This window comes from Actinoplanes sp. NPDC048796 (assembly GCF_040650035.1).
Lineage (GTDB): Bacteria > Actinomycetota > Actinomycetes > Mycobacteriales > Micromonosporaceae > Actinoplanes.
Window position 1 is genome coordinate 25,439 of the sequence record NZ_JBEZGO010000003.1, and the last position, 19,977, is coordinate 45,415.

Consider the following 19,977-nt stretch of genomic DNA (forward strand, 5'->3'; position numbering starts at 1 on the left):
TGAGGTGACGCGGTTCAACGGCTGCGACCCGACGATTCAGCCCGGATCACGGGATGAGAGCCGTCAGAAGCGCTCGACGGGGCGGTAGACCCCCCACACGCCGCGCAAGGTGTGGCATACCTCGCCCACTGTGGCACGAAGACGCAACGCCTCTTTCATCAACGGTAGGACGTTGTCGTTCCCACCGGCGGCCTTCGCCAAATCCGCCAGGGCTGTCTCGACCGCCACACTGTCGCGTTCCGCCCGCAGCGTGGCCAGCCGGGCCACCTGGGCCGCCTCGATCGCCGGGTCGACCCGCAGCGGCTCGTACCGCTCCTCGGTGTCGGCGACGAACCGGTTGACGCCCACCACCACCCGCTCGCCGTTGTCGATCTCGTTGGCGATGCGGTACGCCGACGTCTCGATCTCCTGTTTCTGGAAGCCCTGCTCGATCGCGTCCACCGCGGACCCGTACGAGAAGACCCGGTCGATCAGCTCGGTGGCCTGTTTCTCCACCTCGTCGGTGAGCGCCTCGATGGCGTACGAGCCGGCGAACGGGTCGACCGTGCCGGTCAGTCCGCTCTCGTAGGCCAGCACCTGCTGGGTGCGCAGGGCGAGCCGGGCCGATTTCTCGGTCGGCAGGGCGATGGCCTCGTCGTACGCGTTGGTGTGCAGCGACTGGGTGCCGCCGGCGACCGCGCCGAGCGCCTGGATCGCCACCCGCACGAGGTTGACCTCGGGCTGCTGGGCGGTGAGCTGCACACCGGCCGTCTGCGTGTGGAATCGCAGCATCAGCGATTTCGGGTCCTTGGCGCCGAACTCGTCGCGCATGATCCGGGCCCACATGCGGCGGGCGGCCCGGAACTTGGCGATCTCCTCGAGCAGGGTGGTGCGGGCGACGAAGAAGAACGACAGCCGGGGCGCGAAATCGTCGACGGCCAGGCCGGCGGCGAGCGCCGCCCGGACGTACTCCATGCCGTTGGCGAGGGTGAAAGCGATCTCCTGAGCGGGCGACGCGCCGGCCTCGGCCATGTGATAGCCGGAGATCGAGATCGTGTTCCACTTCGGGATCTCTTTACGGCAGTACGCGAAAGTGTCGGCGACCAGCCGCAACGAGGGTTTCGGCGGGAAAATGTACGTGCCGCGGGCGATGTACTCCTTGAGGATGTCGTTCTGGATCGTGCCCTGCAGGGCCGAACCTTCGACGCCCTGCTCCTCGGCGACCAGTTGATAAAGGAGCAACAGCACCGAGCCCGGCGCGTTGATCGTCATCGAGGTGGACACCTGGTCGAGCGGGATCTTGTCGAAGAGCCGCCGCATGTCGTCGATGGAGTCGATCGCCACCCCGACCTTGCCGACCTCGCCGTGCGCGATCGGCTCGTCCGAGTCGTAACCCATCTGGGTGGGCAGGTCGAAGGCCACCGACAGGCCCATGGTGCCGGCCGCGAGCAGCTGGTGGTAGCGCGCGTTCGACTCGGCCGCGGTGCCGAAGCCCGCGTACTGCCGCATGGTCCAGGGGCGCTTGGTGTACATCGTGGGATAGACACCCCGCGTGTACGGAAACTCGCCGGGCTCGCCGATCGGAGCGTCGCCGACGTCGCCCGGACGGTAAACCGGCTTGATCTCGAATCCCGACTCCGCGTTCACACCGGTGATCCTAAGGCTTCGTTCAATGCGAACGAGTGAGGACTTTTGCACTCAGCGTCCGAATCCGTCCACCGAATGCGATTTCCCCGTCACCTACCGTCGAGTTCAGGTAAACACGAGCCCCGCGACTTTCAATTAGGGGTGCGAACCCGGCAAGATGGCGGGGTTGGTCGACGGCCCCTAGACCCCCTCGGTGGCATCCTCAGTGACTCAGATTCCGACGTGGAGCGGCGGCAACACGGCTCCCACCAGCGGACGCGCAGCCCCTGGCACGCTCATCGGCGGGCGGTACACACTCCGTGCCGCTGTGGGCCACGGTGGCATGGGCACGGTCTGGCGCGCGGCGGACACGCTGCTGCGCCGTGACGTGGCGATCAAGGAGGTCATCCTCCCGCCCGGTCTCGCCCCCAGCGACCGCGACGCGATGTACGAGCGGACCATGCGCGAGGCGCGCGCGGCCGCCGCCCTGCAGCACCCGGCGGTCGTGCAGGTCTACGACGTCGTGCACGAGAACGGCCGCCCCTGGATCGTGATGGAGCTGCTCGACGCGCGCAGCCTGGCCGACATGGTGATCGAGGACGGGCCGGTCACGCCCCGCGTCGTCGCCAAGATCGGTATCGCGCTGCTCGGCGCCCTCGAGGTGGCCCACGCGCACGGCGTGCTGCACCGCGACGTCAAGCCGGCCAACGTGCTGATCTGCTCCGACGGCCGCTGCGTGCTGACCGACTTCGGCGTGGCCCGGATGCCGACCGACGTGCAGCTGACCACGCCCGGCATGGTGCTCGGCTCGCCGCACTTCATCTCGCCCGAGCGGGCCATGGGCAGCGAGTTCGGCCCGCCGAGCGACCTGTTCTCGCTCGGCGTCACGCTCTACACCGCGGTCGAGGGCCGGCCCCCGTTCGACAAGGGCGACCCGATCGAGACCATGCACGCGGTGGTCGAGGACCCGCCGGCCCCGGCCGTGCGGGCCGGATCGCTCACCCCCGTGCTGATGGGCCTGCTCGAAAAGGACCCGGCCCGGCGGATGGACGTGCTGACCGCGCGCACGATGCTGCGTCAGCAACTGGCCGGCCCGCTGGCCAGCAAGAGCCCGCCGCACATGATGACCGACCCCTACTCGGTCGTCCCCTCGCCGCGCCCGCCGGCGGCGCCGGCCGAGACCCAGCCGATCCCGCCCCAGCCGAGCGGCCAGATCGGGGGCCGGGCCATGCTGTCGCCGGGCGACTCGCTCACCGACCACCTGGCCAAGCTCCAGCAGGAGAACACCGCGCCGGCCCGCCGCGGCGGCCCGGGCGAGCTCCCGCCGACCGGCACCATGCAGGCGCCGCCGCCGCGGCCCACCGGCGACACGACGAGCGTGCTGCCGCCCCGCGAGGCGTGGAACGGCGCCCGCGCGGCCCGCGAGCCGATGGCCGGCGGCACCGTCGTGCAGAGCCCGGCGGCCAAGCGCAAGGCGATGATCGACAACGCCGTGGGCACCGCCAAGCAGGTCACCGGCCGCGCGGTCACCACGGTCAAGGGCTGGCCGCGGCAGAAGCAGCTCATCGCCGGCGGCGGAGCCCTCGGTGTCGTACTCCTGCTGGTCCTGGTCTTCTCGCTGACCGGCGGCGGCGGGGACGACAAGACCCCGGCGGCCGCGCCGCCGTCGGCGGTCGAGAACGTCGCGCCGACCTTCGCCACGCAGGCGTACAAGGACCGCGGCATCAGCGTGCTGGTGCCCGCCGGCTGGACCCGCAAGGCCGCCGGAAGCTGGGTCGACTACGCCGACCCGCAGGACGCCAAGCGCAAGGTCCGCATCCTGATCGAGAAATCGAAGGGCACGCCGACCTCGTTCCTGGGTGTGGCCGAGAGCAACCTGAAGAAGGGCACGACGTCCTGCACCACGCCGTACAGCCGGGTCGGTCTCACCGAGACCAAGATCTCCGGCCGGGACGGCGCGGTGCTGGAGTACAAGTGCGGCAGCGGCGCGGAGGGCCGGCACGGCCTCTGGGGCGCGGTGGTCTCCGGCGGCAAGGCGTACTCGTTCTACCTGACCACCAAGGAATCGCAGTTCGAGACCAGCAAGCCGATCTTCGACCAGATGATCAAGTCGTACGCCCTGGGCTCCGCCTGACGATCCGCTGTCGTGCTATCAAGTCTGGATGGCACCTGACGAACTGCGATCCCTCGCGGAGACCTGGCTGGCGGACGACCCCGACCCGGCCACCCGCGCCGAGCTGACCCGGCTCATCGACGGCCTGCCCGGCACCGCCGCCGAGCTGAGCGACCGGTTCGCCGGCCCGCTCACCTTCGGCACGGCCGGGCTGCGCGGTCGCCTGCGGGCCGGGCCGAACGGGATGAACCTCGCGGTCGTCACCCGGGCCGCGGCCGGTCTGGTCACCTGGCTGGCCGAGCAGGGCGGCGAGGGGCCGCTGGTGATCGGGTACGACGCCCGGCACGGCTCCCGCCAGTTCGCCGAGCAGACCGCCCGCGTCGCGACCGGCGCCGGGCGGGAGGCCCTGCTGATGCCCGGGACGCTGCCGACGCCCGTCCTGGCGTACGCCGTGCGGGCCTTGGACGCGGTGGCCGGGGTGATGGTGACCGCGAGCCACAATCCGCCGCAGGACAACGGCTACAAGGTCTATCTGGGCCGCGGGCTCGGCGGTCCGGCCGGCGACGGCGCGCAGATCGTCCCGCCGGCCGACGCCGGCATCGAGGCGGCCATCCGGGCCGTCGGGCCCCTGTCCGAGGTCCCGCTGGGCGGTCCGGGCACGCTGATCGAGGACAAGACGATTGAGGGGTACGCCCGGAGCGCCGCCGCCACCCTCAGCGAGGGCGGCCCCCGGGACCTCGCGATCGCCTACACCCCGATGCACGGGGTGGGCGGCGGCACGTTCCGGGCCGCCTTCGCGGCGGCCGGCTTCCCGGCCCCGGCCGTCGTGGCCGAGCAGGCCGAACCCGACCCCGAGTTCCCCACCGTCGCCTTCCCCAACCCGGAGGAGCCGGGGGCGATGGACCTGCTGCTCGCGCTCGCCCAGGGCACCGGGGCCGACCTGGCCATCGCCAACGACCCGGACGCCGACCGGTGCGCGGTGGCCGTCCCCACCGCCGGCGGCGGGTGGCGGCCGCTGCGCGGCGACGAGCTGGGCGTGCTGCTCGGTGACTACCTCATCCGGCGGGGCGTCCCCGGGACGTACGCCACCACGATCGTCTCCTCGCAGCTGCTGGGCCGCCTGTGCGCGGCCCGGGGCGTGCCGTACGCGGAGACGCTGACCGGCTTCAAATGGATCGTGCGGGCCGCCGAGGACCTGGCCTACGGATACGAGGAGGCGCTCGGTTACTGCGTCGCCCCGTCGCTCGTGCGGGACAAGGACGGCATCACGGCCGCCCTCACGGTGGCCGAGCTGGCCGCCGGGCTCAAGGCCGAAGGGCGCACCCTGGCCGACCGGCTCGACGAGCTGGCCGCCGAGTTCGGGGTGCACGCCACCGACCAGCTCTCGGTCCGGGTCGACGACCTGGCCGAGATCGGGGTGGCGATGCGACGCGCCCGCAGCGCGCCGCCGGCGACCCTGCTCGGCGCCCCGGTGGCCACAACCGATGACACGACCAACAACGTGCTCACCTTCCGCACGGAGTCGGCGCGCGCGGTGATCCGCCCGTCAGGCACCGAACCCAAGCTCAAGGCGTACCTCGAAGTGGTCGAACCGACCGGCGAGGGTGACCTGACCGCGGCCCGCACCCGCGCGGCGTCTTCCCTGGTCACCTTGCGGCAGGAGATCGCCGCCGTGCTGGGCGTCTGAGATTTCGCCGGGCGCGCCTTTTCACGCGCGCCCGGCGTCACCCGTCATGCCGGCTTGGGAGCGCCGAGAGCGGCCGTGATGGCCCGGCCCAGCGTCGCCACCACGAGGGCGACGGACGGGCGGACGATCGAGTCCTCCAGGTTGGCGCTGCCCGAGAATCCGGCGCCGGCGGCGATCTGCTCCAGACGCTCGTGCGCCTGGGCCGCCTGCTCGGCGGGCAGGCGCAGGGCCGGCTCCATGCGGGTCGCCACGAGCAGCGTGGCCAGGGCGGCGGTCCGCTCGTCGGTCGGGCCGTCGGTGGTCAGCGCCTTGGCCAGCCGGCCCCGGATCTCGGCCTCGAAGGCGGGGTCGGTCGTCGGGTAGCGGTGCACGTGGATGAAGCCCTGCTGGGTCTCGTCGACGTCCTGGACGACGCCGCGGGCGCACAGGTCCTCGAGCACCCGGGTCCGCAGGCGGTGCCGCAGCCGCTGCAGCCACTGGGCCGGGGTGTGCGGCTCGTCCTCGGCGGCCTTGGCGAGGACGGCGTCGGCGATGGGGTCGCCGATCGGCCGGTTGTCGATGACTTTGAGGTACCCGTCCACGTACGCGACACGTCCCGCCAAGGCGAGATCGACCAGCACAGCCGCGGCCATGCCGAGGTCGAGCCCGATGCGGGATCCGGTCGCCTTGCCGGTCTGGTCGTCGTACGCGAGGAGTAGCAGTTCCTCGGCGAGCGCGATGGAGGTCATGGCTCGAAACGATAGTGTCCCCAGTCACGCAGACCGATCGTCAGGACGGTTATATCCCGGTTGCTTCCTTATAGAGTCGCGCTCGTGCAGGCAATCATCGCAACCCTCGGCTACGTACTGTCCCCCGCCGGCGACGAGGTGCTCATGATCCGTCGTGACACCCGCCCCGACGACCTCCACTACGGCAAGTACAACGGCCTGGGCGGCAAGCTCGACCCGGACGAGGACGTCGTCTCCGGCATGCGCCGCGAACTCAAGGAGGAGTCCGGCCTCGTCGCCACCTCAGTCGAGCTGGCCGGAACCATCTCGTGGCCCGGCTTCGGCCGCAACGGCGCCAACTGGTTCGGCTTCATCTTCCGGATTCCGACGTGGACCGGCACCCCCCTGCCCTCCAACGACGAGGGCAGCCTGCACTGGATCCCCGTGGCCGACGTGCTGGCCGGCCGAATCCCGATGTGGGAGTCCGACCGCCACTTCCTGCCGCTGGTCTTCGCCGCTTCCCCCACCGTCTTCCACGGTGTCATGCCCTTCTCCTCCGGCAAGGCCCTGAGCTGGTCGTACACGTCGCTCTAACCGCAACCAAAGTCGCACTTCGCCCGCAATGAGGTGAAGTGAGGCCAGCCAGCTCAGCAGCGTGAACCGCACCCCGCTCACACGGGGACCACGCCGGCTCGCGCCGCTGCTGGGCATGCCCCGCCTCCACGGTGCTGCGGCTCTGACACGCCACGGTCTGGCTCGACAGCTGATCCGCCGGCGTCAGGAAGACCGGCCGGCCGCGACGATGGCGGCTGGTACGCGGCCGCGACAGCCATTCGATCGCCGACGAGCCCGGACCCGGCGGCTAAGTCCCAACGTTTCCGACGCCGAACTGCTGACCATGGCTGTAGCTCAGGCACGTCCTGGCCGTCGCCCTGGAGGAAGATCCGCGGCTACTCACTCGGTTGCTGCGCCCGTCTTACCGCGATCGAACCCCACACCCCGGTGAAACACCTACTCGAACCCACTCGTCAGACCTGATCAGGTCAGCAGTCGCCGACGACCACTCACCCGGATCAGGACTTACTCGTCTAGAAGCGGCGCATGCCGCCGAACTGTCGGTCGCCGGCGTCTCCCAGGCCCGGGACGATGTACTTCTTCTCGTTCAGGCCCTGGTCGATCGAGGCCGTGACCAGCCGCAGCGGCAACCCCGAGGCCTCGAGCGCCGCAACCCCCTCAGGAGCCGCGAGCACGCAGCAGATGATCACGTCGGTGCAGCCGCGGTCGACCAGCAGCTGGCAGCAGTGCAGCAGGGAGCCGCCGGTGGCCAGCATCGGGTCGAGGACCAGCACCGGCTGTCCCGACAGGTCGCCCGGCAGCGATTCCATGTACGCCCGCGGCTCGTACGTCTTCTCGTCGCGGGCCAGCCCCACGAAGCCCATCGACGACTCGGGCAGCAGGGCCAGCGCCGAGTCGGCCATGCCGAGGCCGGCGCGCAGGACCGGGACGATCAGCGGCGGGTTGGCCAGCCGGGTGCCCTCGGTGGGCGCGACCGGCGTGTCGATCGGGTATTTCTCGGTGGCGAAGGAGCGGGCCGCCTCGTACACGACCATGGTGGTCAGCTCGTGCAGGGACGCCCGGAAGACCCCCGAGTCGGTGTCCGCTTTGCGCATCGCGGTGAGCCGGGTCTGGGCGAGCGGGTGATCTACAACGAGTACGTCCACGGGCACAACCTACCGGTCATTCAAGATCAACTGTCGGGGGCCCGCGTAGAATCCCTTTCATGACTGCGACAGCGACGTCAAGGCTGTCCGGCCTGCCCGATTCCGCCTCTGATCTCCGGACTTTCCTGCACGGACTGCCCGGCGTCGACAAGGTGGGCGTCGAGGCCAGGGCGGCGGCGCTCGGCACCCGATCGGTGAAGACGACCGCCAAGGCCCACGCCATCGACCTGGCCATCCGCATGGTCGACCTGACCACGCTCGAGGGCGCGGACACCCCGGGCAAGGTGCGGGCCCTCTCGGCCAAGGCCCTGCGGCCCGACCCCTCCGACTCCAGCTGCCCCGCGGTGGCGGCCGTCTGCGTTTATCCGGCCATGGTTCCGTACGCGGCCGAGGTGCTCGCCGGCAGCGGCGTCCACCTGGCCAGCGTGGCCACCGCGTTCCCGTCCGGCCAGGCGCCGCTGGACGTCAAGCTGGCCGACACGCGCGACGCGGTGGCGGCCGGCGCCGACGAGATCGACATGGTGATCAGCCGGGGCGCGTTCCTGGCCGGCGACTACGGCAAGGTCTTCGACGAGATCGTCGCGGTCAAGGAGGCGTGCGGCTCGGCCCACCTCAAGGTCATCCTCGAGACGGGCGAACTGGCGACGTACGACAACGTGCGCCGCGCCTCCTGGCTGGCCATGCTGGCCGGGGCCGACTTCATCAAGACCTCGACCGGCAAGGTCCCGGTGGCGGCGACCCTGCCGGTCACGCTGATCATGCTCGAGGCGGTGCGTGACTTCCGCGCCCGGTACGGGCGCCAGGTCGGCGTCAAGCCCGCCGGCGGCATCCGTACGACCAAGGACGCCATCAAGTACCTCGTGATGATCAACGAGACCGTAGGCGACGACTGGCTCGACCCCGACTGGTTCCGCTTCGGCGCGTCCTCGCTGCTCAACGACCTGCTGATGCAGCGCACCAAGCTCACCACCGGCCATTACGCCGGTCCGGATTACTTCACCCTGGACTGAGGTGGCCATGTTCGAGTACGCCCCCGCGCCCGAGTCCCGCTCGGTCGTCTCCATCGCCCCGTCCTACGGGCTGTTCATCGACGGCGCGTTCAGCGAGGCCAAGGACACCTTCAAGACGGTCAACCCGGCCAACGAGGAGGTCCTCTCCGAGGTCGCCCTGGCCGGGCCGGAAGACGTCGACCGCGCCGTCGCGGCCGCCCGGCGCGCCTTCGAGAGCTGGTCGGCGCTGCCCGGTTCGGAGCGCGCCAAGTACCTGTTCCGCATCGCGCGGATCATCCAGGAGCGTTCCCGCGAGCTGGCCGTCCTCGAGTCGCTCGACAACGGCAAGCCGATCAAGGAGTCGCGCGACGTCGACCTGCCGCTGGTCGCCGCCCACTTCTTCTACTACGCGGGCTGGGCCGACAAGCTGAAGTACGCCGGCTTCGGCCCCGACCCGCGCCCGCTCGGCGTGGCCGGCCAGGTCATCCCGTGGAACTTCCCGCTGATGATGCTGGCCTGGAAGATCGCTCCGGCGCTGGCCACCGGCAACACCGTGGTGCTCAAGCCGGCCGAGACGACCCCGCTCTCCGCGCTCTTCTTCGCCGACATCTGCCGCCAGGCCGAGCTGCCGCCGGGCGTGGTCAACATCGTCACGGGCGCCGGCGACACCGGGCGCTACCTGGTCGAACACCCCGACGTCAACAAGGTCGCGTTCACCGGCTCGACCGAGGTCGGCCGGGCCATCGCCCGCTCGGTGGCCGGCACCGGCAAGAAGCTCACGCTCGAGCTCGGCGGCAAGGCGGCCAACATCGTCTTCGACGACGCGCCGATCGACCAGGCCGTCGAGGGCATCGTCAACGGCATCTTCTTCAACCAGGGCCACGTGTGCTGCGCGGGCTCGCGACTGCTCGTACAGGAATCGATCGCCGAGGAATTGCTCGACTCGCTCAAGCGCCGCATGTCCACGCTGCGTGTCGGCGACCCGCTCGACAAGAACACCGACGTCGGCGCGATCAACTCCGCGGCTCAGCTGGCGCGCATTACTGAATTGTCGGAAATTGGGGCCAGTGAGGGCGCCGAGCGCTGGTCGCCGGAGTGTTCGCTGCCCGACCGGGGCTTCTGGTTCGCGCCGACGATCTTCACGGGCGTCACCCAGGCCCACCGGATCGCCCGCGAGGAGATCTTCGGACCGGTGCTGTCGGTGCTGACCTTCCGCACCCCGGCCGAGGCGATCGAAAAGGCCAACAACACGCCGTACGGGTTGTCGGCCGGCGTGTGGAGCGACAAGGGTTCCCGGATCCTGGCCGTGGCCGACAAGCTGCGGGCCGGTGTGGTCTGGGCCAACACGTTCAACAAGTTCGACCCCACGTCGCCGTTCGGCGGCTACAAGGAATCGGGGTACGGCCGCGAGGGCGGCCGTCACGGCCTGGAGGCGTACCTTGCCTGAGTCATCGGTGCGCCTCTCCGTGCGCAAGACCTACAAGCTGTACGTGGGCGGGAAGTTCCCGCGCAGCGAATCAGGACGGACCTATCTGGTGGACGGCGACAACGTCTCCCTCGCCTCCCGTAAGGACGCCCGGGACGCGGTGGTGGCGGCCCGGGCCGCCCAGCCCAAGTGGGCCGGCGCCACGGCGTACAACCGAGGTCAGGTCCTCTATCGCGTCGCCGAGATGCTCGAGGCGCGCCGGGCCGAGTTCAAGGCCCTGGGTGTCAAGGGCGCCGAGGTGGACGCCGCGGTCGACCGCTGGGTCTGGTACGCGGGCTGGTCCGACAAGATCGCCCAGGTGGCCGGCGGCGCCAACCCGGTGGCCGGGCCGTTCTTCAACATCTCGGCCCCCGAGCCCACCGGCGTCGTCGCCGTGGTCGCCCCGTCGTCGCTGCTCGGCCTGGTCAGCGTGATCGCGCCGGCCGTGGTCACCGGCAACACGGTGGTGGTGATCGCCGCCAACCCGCAGGCCGCCGTCACCCTGGCCGAGGTGTTCGCGACCTCCGACGTGCCGGGCGGGGTGGTGAACGTCCTGACCGGACACGCCGCCGAGATCGCGCCGTGGCTCGCCTCGCACGACGACGTCAACGCGATCGACCTCTCCGGCGTCGACGACGCCGAGCTCGCGACCGAGCTCGAACGCGCCGCCGCCGGCACCCTCAAACGGGTGGTGCGGCCCTCGTCACCGGATTGGACAGCCGACCCCGGGGTGGGCCCGATGACCGCTCTGCTCGAGACCAAGACGGTGTGGCACCCGAAAGGTTTCTGATCGTTGATAAACGGTCATCTCGAAAGTGCGGGGGACGGTCAGTCAGCGCCCAGGCGCGCCCATTAGGGTGTGTCGGCAGACTCACCGTCCCACAGCCCGATCAACGCGGAGGTCACCGTGGCCAGCCAGTCCGACGAGCCCGAGGCGAAGACCGCCTCCACTGACGGGGCCTCCGGCGCTCAGCTGTGGGAAGAGGTCGGCATCGAGCCGGTCGAGATCGCGCTGCCCGCCGGTGTCGGCATCACCCTCCGCGCGTACCGCAAGTCCTCTGAGATCACCCCGACCGAGGCCGGTGTGGAAGAGGACGACGTGTTCGACTCGCGCAAGCGCGCCGCCGCGGCCGAGGACGACGACGAGGAAGTCATCGTCGACGAGGAGTTCCAGGCTCTGCTGGCCGAGGACGACAAGGCCGCGGCCGACGCCGACGAGCCCGACCCGGCCGACTTCGAGGACGAGGAGACCGCCCAGGCGGAGGACGAAGAGGTCCCCCTCTTCTTGAGCCACAAGGGCCGGCTGCTCGCCTTCAAGACGCCCGAGTCGCTGGTCTCCTTCATTCGTTCGGGTGCTCCGCACGACCTCGCACAACTCGACTCCTGGGCCACCCTGGCCGACCGGGTACAGTCGACGGACATCGACCCGCAGCCGGACGACCGCTACGAGCTCGACCTCGTGGTGGAAAACCTGCGCGGCGGGCACGACACGTGGGATCTTCCACTGCTCATCGCCGCCGGCGAGGTGGCCCGCGACCTGGGTCACGCGCTCCGGCTCAAGCCGGTGATCCTGGCACTGTCGCCGGGCTCGCCCCTCGATGACCTGGACGAGTCACTCCGTTCCGCGGAAAGCGGTGGTATGGGCGGATTCTTCGGTCGTCGCCGATTGAAGAAAATCGGTGCACAACAGGCAAGTCTGGGCTGGCGCTCGGTAATCGGCAAGATCTCTGCCGCTGTGGACTGGCGCGACTGACCCCTCACCAGGGAGCATCAGTCCTTGGCCACAAACAGCAATGGGAAGTCCCGGGGAGGGAGGACGACGCCGTGGCGCTCGTGCGCGTGTACTGCGGTCTGGCGTCGGCTGATGAATCGGTACGTGGGGTCTCGGCCCCGCAGCTGACCATCGCCGTGGTTGACGACGCAGGACGACTGCTCGGCGTCCACGAGATCGGCGACGATCCCGGCGGTTACGCCGAGCTCGGATCGCTGCTCGTGGAACGGACGAGTGGATTCACCGACGCCGCGGTCGCCGCCGACAGCGACGATCACCTGGTGACGTCACTTCTCACCGCGGCCGGCCGGCCGCTGGTCGTGGCCGACGACGACACCACCGACGACTTCGCCGAGCGTTTCGCCGACGACGACTCCGTCGAGGAGATGCAGGCCCCGCCCGCCGCCCGGCGGGCGGTCGGCCTGGCCCGGGCGCTGCAGGCCGGCGCGCTCACCGCGAGCGGCATGCCGGTCTCGCGCGAGCTGATCAGCTACAAGCCGGTCCTGGCCGCGCACGTCGCGCTGCTCAACGGCCGGCACGCCTCGGCCACGGCGCTGCGCGAGGTTCTGCGCGAGCTCTACCCGGCGGCCCTGCGGGCGTACCCCGACCCGTCCCACCCGCTGGCACTGGCCGTGCTCGACGCGCTGCCCGAGCCCGGCCGGCTCACCGGGCAGGGCGACTCCGAGCGCGCCGCCGAGCAGGTCGCGGCCGAGCTCACCCGGGCCGGCGCCGGCACCGAGGACGAGATCATCGCCGCCGTCACCGCGCTGCACGTCGCGATCAGCGAGTCGCCGCGCCGGGGTGGCATCAACAAGTCGCTCGCCCCGGCCGCCGGCGAGACGGTCCGCCAGGCCGTCGCCGCGGTCCGCGCCTGCGATGCCGCCTGCGCGTCCCTGATCGGCACCATCGCCGCCCGCAGCACGCCCCCGGCCGACGCCGGCCGCCGAGCCGCCCGCCGCACCGCCGAGCCCGCCTCGCTCCAGTCGGTGGCCGCCTTCGGCCGCCGCGGCCGCCCCGAGCCGGCCTCCACCGGCAGCGGCCCGGCCTCGCCCCAGCCGCTCACCGCACCGCCGGTCGCCCCCGACCCGATCGGGCCGCCGCCGCTGGCGCCCTCGCCGGTCGCCCCGCGCCCGTCGGCACCGGCCGCCGCGTTCCCGAACCGGGCGCCCGCCCCGAGCAGCCGCCCGGTCTCCGGTCCCGGCAACCGCCCGATCTCCACACCGCCGCCCCCGCCGGGCATGACGCCGATCACGCCGGGCTCGCGCCCCGTGCCCGGCTCCCGCAACCCGGTGGCCCCCACCTCGTCGCCGTCGGCCCCGACGTCACCGTCGCTGCCGTCCTTCCCTGCCGCCTCCGGCCCGGGTTCCTCGTTCCCGGTTTCGCCAGGCGCCTCAGCGCCTTCCTCGGGGGCGCCCACGCCGGCCGAGACCGGGCAGCCCTTCCGGGCCACACTCACCAACGCGGCGATCAACAACGCCCGCGCCGAGCGCCAGCGCACGGTCATCCCGCCGCGCCCGACCACGACGGCCCGCCCGGCCTCGCCGGCACCGGCCAACAACAGCGCGACCGACTACTCGCTGCCCATGCCGGCCCAGCGCCCGGGCGGTCCCGAGGCCGAGCCCGGCTCGCGGGCCAACTGGCCGCTGCTGAACACCGGCGCCGACGACACGGCGACCATCCCGGCCGCCTCGACGAGCTCCCCGCCGGCCGACGGCCGGGTGCGCCCGCCCTGGCAGGACATGCCCAAGGAGCCGCCGGCCCTGCGCCTGGTCGACACCGGCAACAGCCTCGACGCGACGGTGACCGACCTGCCCGCGGTGACCGAGCCGCCCGCGCTGCGCCTGGTCGAGGGGGAGGCCGCCCGCCGCAACGCGGCCCGCCGCGTCGTCCCCACCGGCACGGCGGCCGGCTCGACCCTGACGGCGCTCGACCGCAGCATCGCCCCGCCGGTCCCGGCCGACAGCAACGACGGCGACCTGCTGATCTTCGCCCAGGCGAGGTCGGCCTGGTTCACCGGCCACACCGAGCAGACCGACAAACTCGACTGGACCAACCCGAACGACACGGGTTGGCGCGCCGCCGAAAAGGCAGCCACCCCCGCGGTGGCGGCCGAGACGTCGGCCGGCCTCCCGAAGCGGGTCCCCCAGGCCAACCTGGTCCCGGGTTCCCCGCTGCGCGAGGAGCGCCCGCTGCGCATCGTCCGCGACGCGGCCAGCATCGCCGCCCACACGACGGGCTACTTCCGCGGTTGGCGCCGCGGCCAGGAGATCGGCGGCTTCGCCATGGGCGGCCGCCCGGGCCGCGAGTCCGCCGGCGGCTGGGACTTCACCCGCGACGGCGGCCAGGGCGAAGACAACGAGTTCCGCAACGACAACGCGGGCTACGGCTCCCGCTGACACGCCAAACGGCCGGCGCTCGGGTCCCACCCGACCGCCGGCCGCTGCGTTTCTGCCCTGACCCCACGACCCTGCGCCAGAGGCGCTTTGCGCCCTACGCGCGCCTCGCGGCCACGAGCCAGCGGCGCCTTGCGCCCCGCCACCGCTCCGCAACCTCGAGCTAGCGCCGTCTTACGCCCCGCCACCGCTCCGCAAACACGAGCAAGCGCCGTCTTACGCCCCGCCACCGCCCCGCAAACACGAGCCGGCGGCGCCTTGCGCCCCGCCACCGCTATGCAACCTCGAGCTGGCGTCGTCTTCTACCCCATGATCACCGTGCACGTGATCTGGCGGCGTCTTACGCCCCACCATCGCCGGGCGCCCTCGATCTGATGGTGGTTGCGCCTCGCGGCGCTGTCCGCCCGACATCCTGCCTTTCCCAGCGATCGCCTGACCCGCCGCGGCCGTCGCATTCACGCCTCGCGCCCGACTCTCCCCGCAATCGCCTCAGCCGGCCCGCCGAGGTCTCGCGGCCCGCGGCCGACGACCCCCGCATCGTGCCTGCCCGACGGCTTCGGCTGTCCACAGGCCGCCGACTTTGTCCACAGGGGCCGGCGTGACCTTGGACCGCTCCACGACAATAGGTGGGTACCAGCGGAACATCACCGATCACGACATTAACCACGCGTTTACCTGCGACATGATAATGCGCGTTGCACGTACCCAATAATTGATCTCCCAGCCACCTCCGATCCTTTGCGATTGGCATGACAGTTCCTTTGTTTATGATCTTCCGGGTACGGGATAATGGTTCAATGCACAGTTGGGGTTCTTTTCTAGGTCGGAAATCGCGGCTATGCGGGATTGGACTGGGGTGCCCAGTCACTCGCCGGACATGGTGCGCTTCCGGCGCGATCATGCGAAGCGGCGACGGTGGGGACTCAAACAGCGTCATGCGTTGAAGCTGTGTCGACTGCACGGCTGTTCCCGCGAATGCGGCGAGCTGGGTTTGCATGACTCGTTCGAACGGATACCGCCGTTGATCTGGGACGAAGGGCTCACGTGTGTGCGTCCCGCAGGCGGGTCGGTCGACGAGCCGACAGCCACGGCTCGCCGGGAAGGCCGACCGCGCGCAGAGCCAGCGCGCTCTCGGAAGCACACGGCTGAGGCAGATGTGACGGCCCCCGTCGGCAAGGCCACGCAGCCCCAACCGGCCGCCGAAGCAGAGGCAGCCCTTCCTACAGCCCAGCGTGCGGCGGCGCCTCAGCCTGAGGTGGTGACACAGCCTGAATCGGCTGCCCAGCCCAGCACGGCAGCGCGGCCCAGCACGGCGGCCCGGCCCAGCACGGCGGCCCGGCCCAGCACGGCAGCGCGGCCCAGCACGGCAACGCAGCCCAGCACGGCAACGCAGCCCAGGACGGCGGCGCAGCCCAGGACGGCGGCGCTGCCCAGGACGGCGGCGCTGCCCGGGGCGGGAGCCCGGGCCGGAGCGGCAGCCAGCCTGAGACGGTGGTGCGGCCGGCCGTGGGGTCGCGGGTCGGATACGCCGGGCGGTGTGGATCGGCGCGGGTCGCCTTTCGTCTTAACCGCGGGCGGCGGCGGGGACCATTCGGATCGAGCATTTTGGTGCGCGTTTGTCATGTCGCGCGTATCGGCACGCCATCATCGGTGGCGGCGGATCTGCGGCTTTGGTAAAGCCGCCGCCTGAACGAATCGCAGCGGCATTCTCAGATGAGGGATCCACAAAGGGTCATGGGCAGTTGAGGGCAATTAACCAGTTAAGGAGAGCGGATTTTGTCGACGTGTGTTCGTTTGCATTGAGGGCGGCCGCTTTCAGCTTCGGCGGTCCTGCCATGTGCACAGGCAGACGCGGTTGCCCTCTGGGTCGGCCAGGACCCAGAAAGACGGGGCTGCGGCGTCGCTGACCAAGGTGCCGCCGGCGGCTACGGCGCCGTCGATACGGGGCTGGACCTGGGCCGGCTCGAGCCAGATGTCGGGATGCCAACGCTGGCGGGGCTCCTCGGGGCCGGACTCCTGGAACCAGATGGCCGGGTGCACGTCGGCCGGGTCCACCAGGTCCTCCTGGCCCTCCGGGGTCTCCATGGCCATGATGGCGGCCCAGAACGGGCGCACCGAGCCGTATGCGGGCGAGTCCAGAGCCCACTCCAGGCGGGAGACGCTCGCGCTCTCCATGCGGACACCGGCACCTGAGACGATCGACGAGACGGCGCGGGCCAGGCGGACGTCGCGCTGGGTCACGCCGTGGGCGTCGTGGCTGGTCAGCCTCACGTCCACCTCGGTGTAGCGCAAGGTGACGTCCGGGTGGTGGTTCATGCGCTCGGCGACCTCGCCGATGGCGTTCACGATCTTCAGCCCGGTCGCGAAGTCGCCGGTATGGATGCGGGTCTGCAAGCCGCCCGGCACGTAGACCCAGCCGTCGAGCTTCTCCTCCGCGATCTGCCTACCGTTCAGCACAGTCATTCCCTCATGCTGCCGCCATCAGCTCGCCGGCGCGATCCGGTTGTTGCGGATGTGCTCGTAGACGATCGACGTGCGTACGTCGGCGACCTCGGGCCGTTCGGTGAGCCGGTCGATGACGAATGCGTACAGGCTGTCGTTGTCCGGGACCGCCACGTGCACGATGAAGTCTTCGTTGCCGGTCGTCACGTAGACGCCGAGCGTGTCGGGCAGGGCGCTGACCCATTCCCGGAACGCCTCGATGTTGCGCCGGGACGGCGGGCGGATGCGGACGGCGATGAGGGCCTGCACCGGGCGGCCGATGGCCGGCAGGTCGACGTCGAGGATGGCGCCGCGGATGACGCCGCGGCGGCGCAGCGCCCGGGTGCGGTCGAGGGCGGTGGTGGCCGAGACGCCGACAGCCGCGGCGACCTCCCGGTTCGTCTTCCGTGCATCCGACTGCAACGCGCTGAGGATCGCCGTATCAAGTTCGTCCAGATCCGCCATTACGGACCTCTTTCCGAGATTAGTACGGATTGATTGTCGACTGACCTTATACCTGCCTAGCCTTTCCCTAGAACAACCGGCAGAAGAACGGACGAAGTGATGATCGGATTCAGCGCCGAGGAGATCGACCAGACCGCGCCCACCCGCGCGGCCCGTCTCAAGTGGGTCGTGGTGGTCGACGCCGGCCTGGCGCCGGGCCGCGCGGCCAACGCGGCGATCTGCACGGCCGCCGCCACCTCGCAGGCCGTGGCCGGGCTGCTCGGCGACGACGCGGTGGACGCCGACGGCGGCACCCATCCGGGGCTGCCGTGGCTGGGCTGCACTGTGCTGGCCGCCGACGCGGATGCCCTGCGGACGATCCGCCGTAAGGCCGCCGCCCGCGATGATTTCTTCGTGGCCGACATGCCGGCCGCGGCCCAGCACACGCGTGTCTACACCGAGTACCTCGACGCCGTGAAGGAGTCCCCGGCCGAAAGCCTCGACTACTACGCGGTCAGCATCGTCGGCCCCCGCAACCCGCTCGACAAGATCGTCGGCAGGTTGCCGCTACTCGGGTAGGTCGAGCGCCTTCCCGATGTTCCATTCGGCCAGCTCGAGCATCCAGTCGCGCTCGGGAAAGTCGGTCTCGGCGATCCGCAGCGGCCCCTCGATCAGCGCCAGGACCTGCGCGTACCGGTAGAACTCGAGACGATCAAGGTCAAGTTCGACAGGCTTCAACCGGCCGTACGAGGATTCGAAGCGCAGTTGCAGGAAGGCGTGCTCCCATTCGACGTCGAAATACGTCAGCCCCTCGATGTCGATGATGACCGGTTCCCCGGCCGGCCCGATCAGCACGTGGTCGGGCCCGAGCTCGCCGTGCAGCAGCCCGTACACCGCGCGGGGCCGCACCGCCGTGTGCAGTCGGCGCAGATGCTCCTCGATCCGCGGCGCCGCCACCGCCAGGCGGCCGTCCCGGGGCGCCGTCAGCCGGAGATGGCTCAGCGCCCGGTCCAGGATGACGTCGTGCGCCGGACGCGCGTCGGTGAGCTCGGCGAGCCGCCCCCAGGCGGTTCGGGTGGTGGTGTGCATCCGCCGCAGCGCATCGCCGAGCTCGGCCAGCGGCGCCGCGGCCGCCGCCGGGTCGCGCTCCATCAGCGCCTCGAGCGTCTCGGTGCCCGCGTCCTCGACGATCGCCAGCCCGGCGTCCCGGTCAAGCCACAGCAGGTGGGGTACGCGGACACCTGCGGCCGACAGTGCCGCGTGGTTGGTCGCGAACAGGTTCGGCCCGATGGCGTTCGTGAATGGATCGTCCGGCACGTTCACCGCCGGCGGCCAATAGTTCTCGGCGTCCGCCCACGCGTACAGGATCGCCGTGGCGCCGTCGCCGAGCCGCAGCCGGTAGACGCCCTTGGTCGTGCCTCCGGTCAGCCGGTCGAGCTCGACCGGCGGGCGGCCCAGGGCTCCGGCCACCACATCGGACACGTCAGGAAGCGTGAGGAAGGTACGCACGATCGACGATCATCGCCGCTGCCGGGCTGCGCCACAACCGAATTCGAGCATGCAGAAGCCCCGCTCCGACTCGCGGAGCGGGGCTTCAACCGATCGTCAGGCGGGCGCTACCGCGCGCGAGCGACGCATCGTCAGCACATACTCCACGAGGGAGATGAGGACGTTTTTCGTCGACTCACGGTTGCGGGCGTCGCAGCTCACCACCGGGACGTCACTCGAGATCGCCAGCGCGTCCCGAACGTCCTGAGCGTTGTGATACTGCATGCCGTCGAAGCAGTTGATCGCCACCAGGTACGGCAGGCGGCGATGTTCGAAGAAGTCGATGGCGGCGAAGCAGTCGGCGAGCCGACGCGTGTCGACCATGACGACGGCACCGATCGCGCCCCGGACCAGCTCGTCCCACATGAACCAGAACCGCGTCTGGCCAGGGGTACCGAACAGGTAGAGGATCAGGTCGCGGTCGATGCTGATCCGGCCGAAGTCCATGGCGACGGTGGTCGTCATCTTGCCCGGCACCTGCCGGTTGTCGTCGACACCCACGCCGGCCGAGGTCATGATGGCCTCGGTCGTCAGCGGGGTGATCTCCGAGACCGACCCGACGAGCGTCGTCTTGCCAACGCCGAACCCACCGGCGATGACAATCTTCGCCGATGTAACCCGTCCCGCGGAGGGACGGGGCGACATGTCAGAGCCTGCGAAGTCCACTCAGCACCCTTTCCAGCAGTTCCGTGCCTACCGCGTCGGTCTCGTCTTCCAGCGAGGTGGGCTCGTACACCGAGACCAGGCCGTCATGGGCCATGTCGGCGACGATGACACGAGCCACACCGAGCGGCAGTTGCATGCGTGCGGCGATCTCGGCGAGCGACTGAACACGGCCGCCGTCGCACATCGCCGCGATGTACTGATGCTCGCTTCCACCCTGCCCGCCGCGGGACATTCCTGAACGCCCGCGGACGGTTGTCTCGACCAGCGCTTCCAGCGCTATCTCAAGCTTCGGCCGGGTCCGACCGCGGGTCACGGCGTACGGTCTGACTAGTGCGCCGGTCGGCTCATCGCGTTCGGGCATTGTCACCGCTCACCCCTTCCTCGAAC

Annotated in this window: 18 protein-coding genes; 9 read left to right on the plus strand and 9 right to left on the minus strand. The window is 70.7% G+C overall.

The features are described 5' to 3' along the window. Positions 1–63: 63 nt before the first annotated feature. A complete protein-coding gene (locus AB0C26_RS13825) occupies positions 64–1,626 on the minus strand; it encodes a methylmalonyl-CoA mutase family protein (protein ID WP_360246615.1) in 1,563 nt (520 codons plus the stop codon). A 205-nt stretch (positions 1,627–1,831) separates the two neighbouring features. Here AB0C26_RS13825 and AB0C26_RS13830 point away from each other — a divergent pair, with 205 nt between their 5' ends. Together AB0C26_RS13830 and AB0C26_RS13835 are read left to right on the plus strand one after the other, a co-directional pair. Next, entirely contained in the window at positions 1,832–3,739 is a 1,908-nt protein-coding gene (locus AB0C26_RS13830; protein WP_360246617.1) for a protein kinase, read from the plus strand. Between the two features lie 28 nt (positions 3,740–3,767). Beyond that, positions 3,768–5,405 carry a phospho-sugar mutase gene (locus AB0C26_RS13835; RefSeq protein WP_360246619.1) on the plus strand — a complete coding sequence of 546 codons (1,638 nt, stop codon included), beginning with the start codon at positions 3,768–3,770 and terminating at the stop codon, positions 5,403–5,405. A 44-nt stretch (positions 5,406–5,449) separates the two neighbouring features. Here the strand turns inward: AB0C26_RS13835 and AB0C26_RS13840 are convergent, their stop codons facing one another. Beyond that, complete coding sequence (locus AB0C26_RS13840) at positions 5,450–6,133, minus strand: GPP34 family phosphoprotein (RefSeq protein ID WP_360246621.1); 684 nt, start codon at positions 6,131–6,133, stop codon at positions 5,450–5,452. An 84-nt stretch (positions 6,134–6,217) separates the two neighbouring features. Here AB0C26_RS13840 and AB0C26_RS13845 point away from each other — a divergent pair, with 84 nt between their 5' ends. Further along, positions 6,218–6,706, plus strand: coding sequence for an 8-oxo-dGTP diphosphatase (locus tag AB0C26_RS13845; RefSeq protein WP_360246623.1), 489 nt, complete (start codon positions 6,218–6,220; stop codon positions 6,704–6,706). A 494-nt stretch (positions 6,707–7,200) separates the two neighbouring features. On the opposite strand, the gene upp is transcribed toward AB0C26_RS13845, so the two are convergent. Next, on the minus strand, positions 7,201–7,833 hold the full coding sequence (gene upp / locus AB0C26_RS13850) for a uracil phosphoribosyltransferase (RefSeq protein ID WP_360246625.1): 633 nt from the start codon (positions 7,831–7,833) through the stop codon (positions 7,201–7,203). A 59-nt stretch (positions 7,834–7,892) separates the two neighbouring features. Between upp and deoC the strand changes: the two genes are divergently transcribed. The 5 genes from deoC (at position 7,893) to AB0C26_RS13875 (ending at position 14,454) form a co-directional block, all read left to right on the plus strand. Beyond that, complete coding sequence (gene deoC, locus AB0C26_RS13855) at positions 7,893–8,843, plus strand: deoxyribose-phosphate aldolase (protein WP_360246627.1); 951 nt, start codon at positions 7,893–7,895, stop codon at positions 8,841–8,843. Positions 8,844–8,850: 7 nt separating this feature from the next. Beyond that, a complete protein-coding gene (locus AB0C26_RS13860) occupies positions 8,851–10,269 on the plus strand; it encodes an aldehyde dehydrogenase family protein (protein ID WP_360246629.1) in 1,419 nt (472 codons plus the stop codon). Beyond that, positions 10,262–11,077: an aldehyde dehydrogenase family protein gene (locus AB0C26_RS13865; protein WP_360246631.1), complete on the plus strand. Its 816-nt coding sequence runs from the start codon at positions 10,262–10,264 to the stop codon at positions 11,075–11,077. The genes AB0C26_RS13860 and AB0C26_RS13865 overlap by 8 nt, the downstream gene beginning before the upstream one ends. A 117-nt stretch (positions 11,078–11,194) precedes the next feature. Beyond that, positions 11,195–12,040, plus strand: a complete 846-nt coding sequence (locus AB0C26_RS13870) for a DNA primase (RefSeq protein ID WP_360246633.1) — start codon at positions 11,195–11,197, stop codon at positions 12,038–12,040. Between the two features lie 71 nt (positions 12,041–12,111). Next, complete coding sequence (locus AB0C26_RS13875; RefSeq protein WP_360246635.1) at positions 12,112–14,454, plus strand: transposase; 2,343 nt, start codon at positions 12,112–12,114, stop codon at positions 14,452–14,454. A gap of 1,242 nt (positions 14,455–15,696) precedes the next feature. On the opposite strand, the gene AB0C26_RS13880 is transcribed toward AB0C26_RS13875, so the two are convergent. The 3 genes from AB0C26_RS13880 to AB0C26_RS13890 all read right to left on the minus strand — a co-directional run bounded on the left by AB0C26_RS13880 (position 15,697) and on the right by AB0C26_RS13890 (position 17,397). Beyond that, a complete protein-coding gene (locus tag AB0C26_RS13880; RefSeq protein WP_360246637.1) occupies positions 15,697–15,834 on the minus strand; it encodes a hypothetical protein in 138 nt (45 codons plus the stop codon). 432 nt (positions 15,835–16,266) lie between these two features. Next, entirely contained in the window at positions 16,267–16,914 is a 648-nt protein-coding gene (locus AB0C26_RS13885) for a 4a-hydroxytetrahydrobiopterin dehydratase (protein ID WP_360246639.1), read from the minus strand. Positions 16,915–16,932: 18 nt separating this feature from the next. After that, the gene (locus tag AB0C26_RS13890; RefSeq protein ID WP_360246641.1) at positions 16,933–17,397 is read right to left on the minus strand and encodes an Lrp/AsnC family transcriptional regulator; all 465 of its coding nucleotides are present in this window, start codon (positions 17,395–17,397) and stop codon (positions 16,933–16,935) included. Between the two features lie 99 nt (positions 17,398–17,496). Between AB0C26_RS13890 and AB0C26_RS13895 the strand changes: the two genes are divergently transcribed. Beyond that, positions 17,497–17,955 carry a DUF2000 domain-containing protein gene (locus AB0C26_RS13895; protein ID WP_360246642.1) on the plus strand — a complete coding sequence of 153 codons (459 nt, stop codon included), beginning with the start codon at positions 17,497–17,499 and terminating at the stop codon, positions 17,953–17,955. Here the strand turns inward: AB0C26_RS13895 and AB0C26_RS13900 are convergent. The 3 genes from AB0C26_RS13900 to AB0C26_RS13910 form a co-directional block, all read right to left on the minus strand. Beyond that, a complete protein-coding gene (locus AB0C26_RS13900) occupies positions 17,944–18,858 on the minus strand; it encodes an aminoglycoside phosphotransferase (RefSeq protein WP_360246644.1) in 915 nt (304 codons plus the stop codon). The genes AB0C26_RS13895 and AB0C26_RS13900 overlap by 12 nt on opposite strands. 123 nt (positions 18,859–18,981) lie before the next feature. Continuing rightward, positions 18,982–19,569, minus strand: a complete 588-nt coding sequence (locus AB0C26_RS13905; RefSeq protein ID WP_203768488.1) for an ATP/GTP-binding protein — start codon at positions 19,567–19,569, stop codon at positions 18,982–18,984. A gap of 1 nt (position 19,570) precedes the next feature. Beyond that, positions 19,571–19,951: a DUF742 domain-containing protein gene (locus AB0C26_RS13910; protein WP_097318707.1), complete on the minus strand. Its 381-nt coding sequence runs from the start codon at positions 19,949–19,951 to the stop codon at positions 19,571–19,573. Positions 19,952–19,977 lie beyond the last annotated feature (26 nt).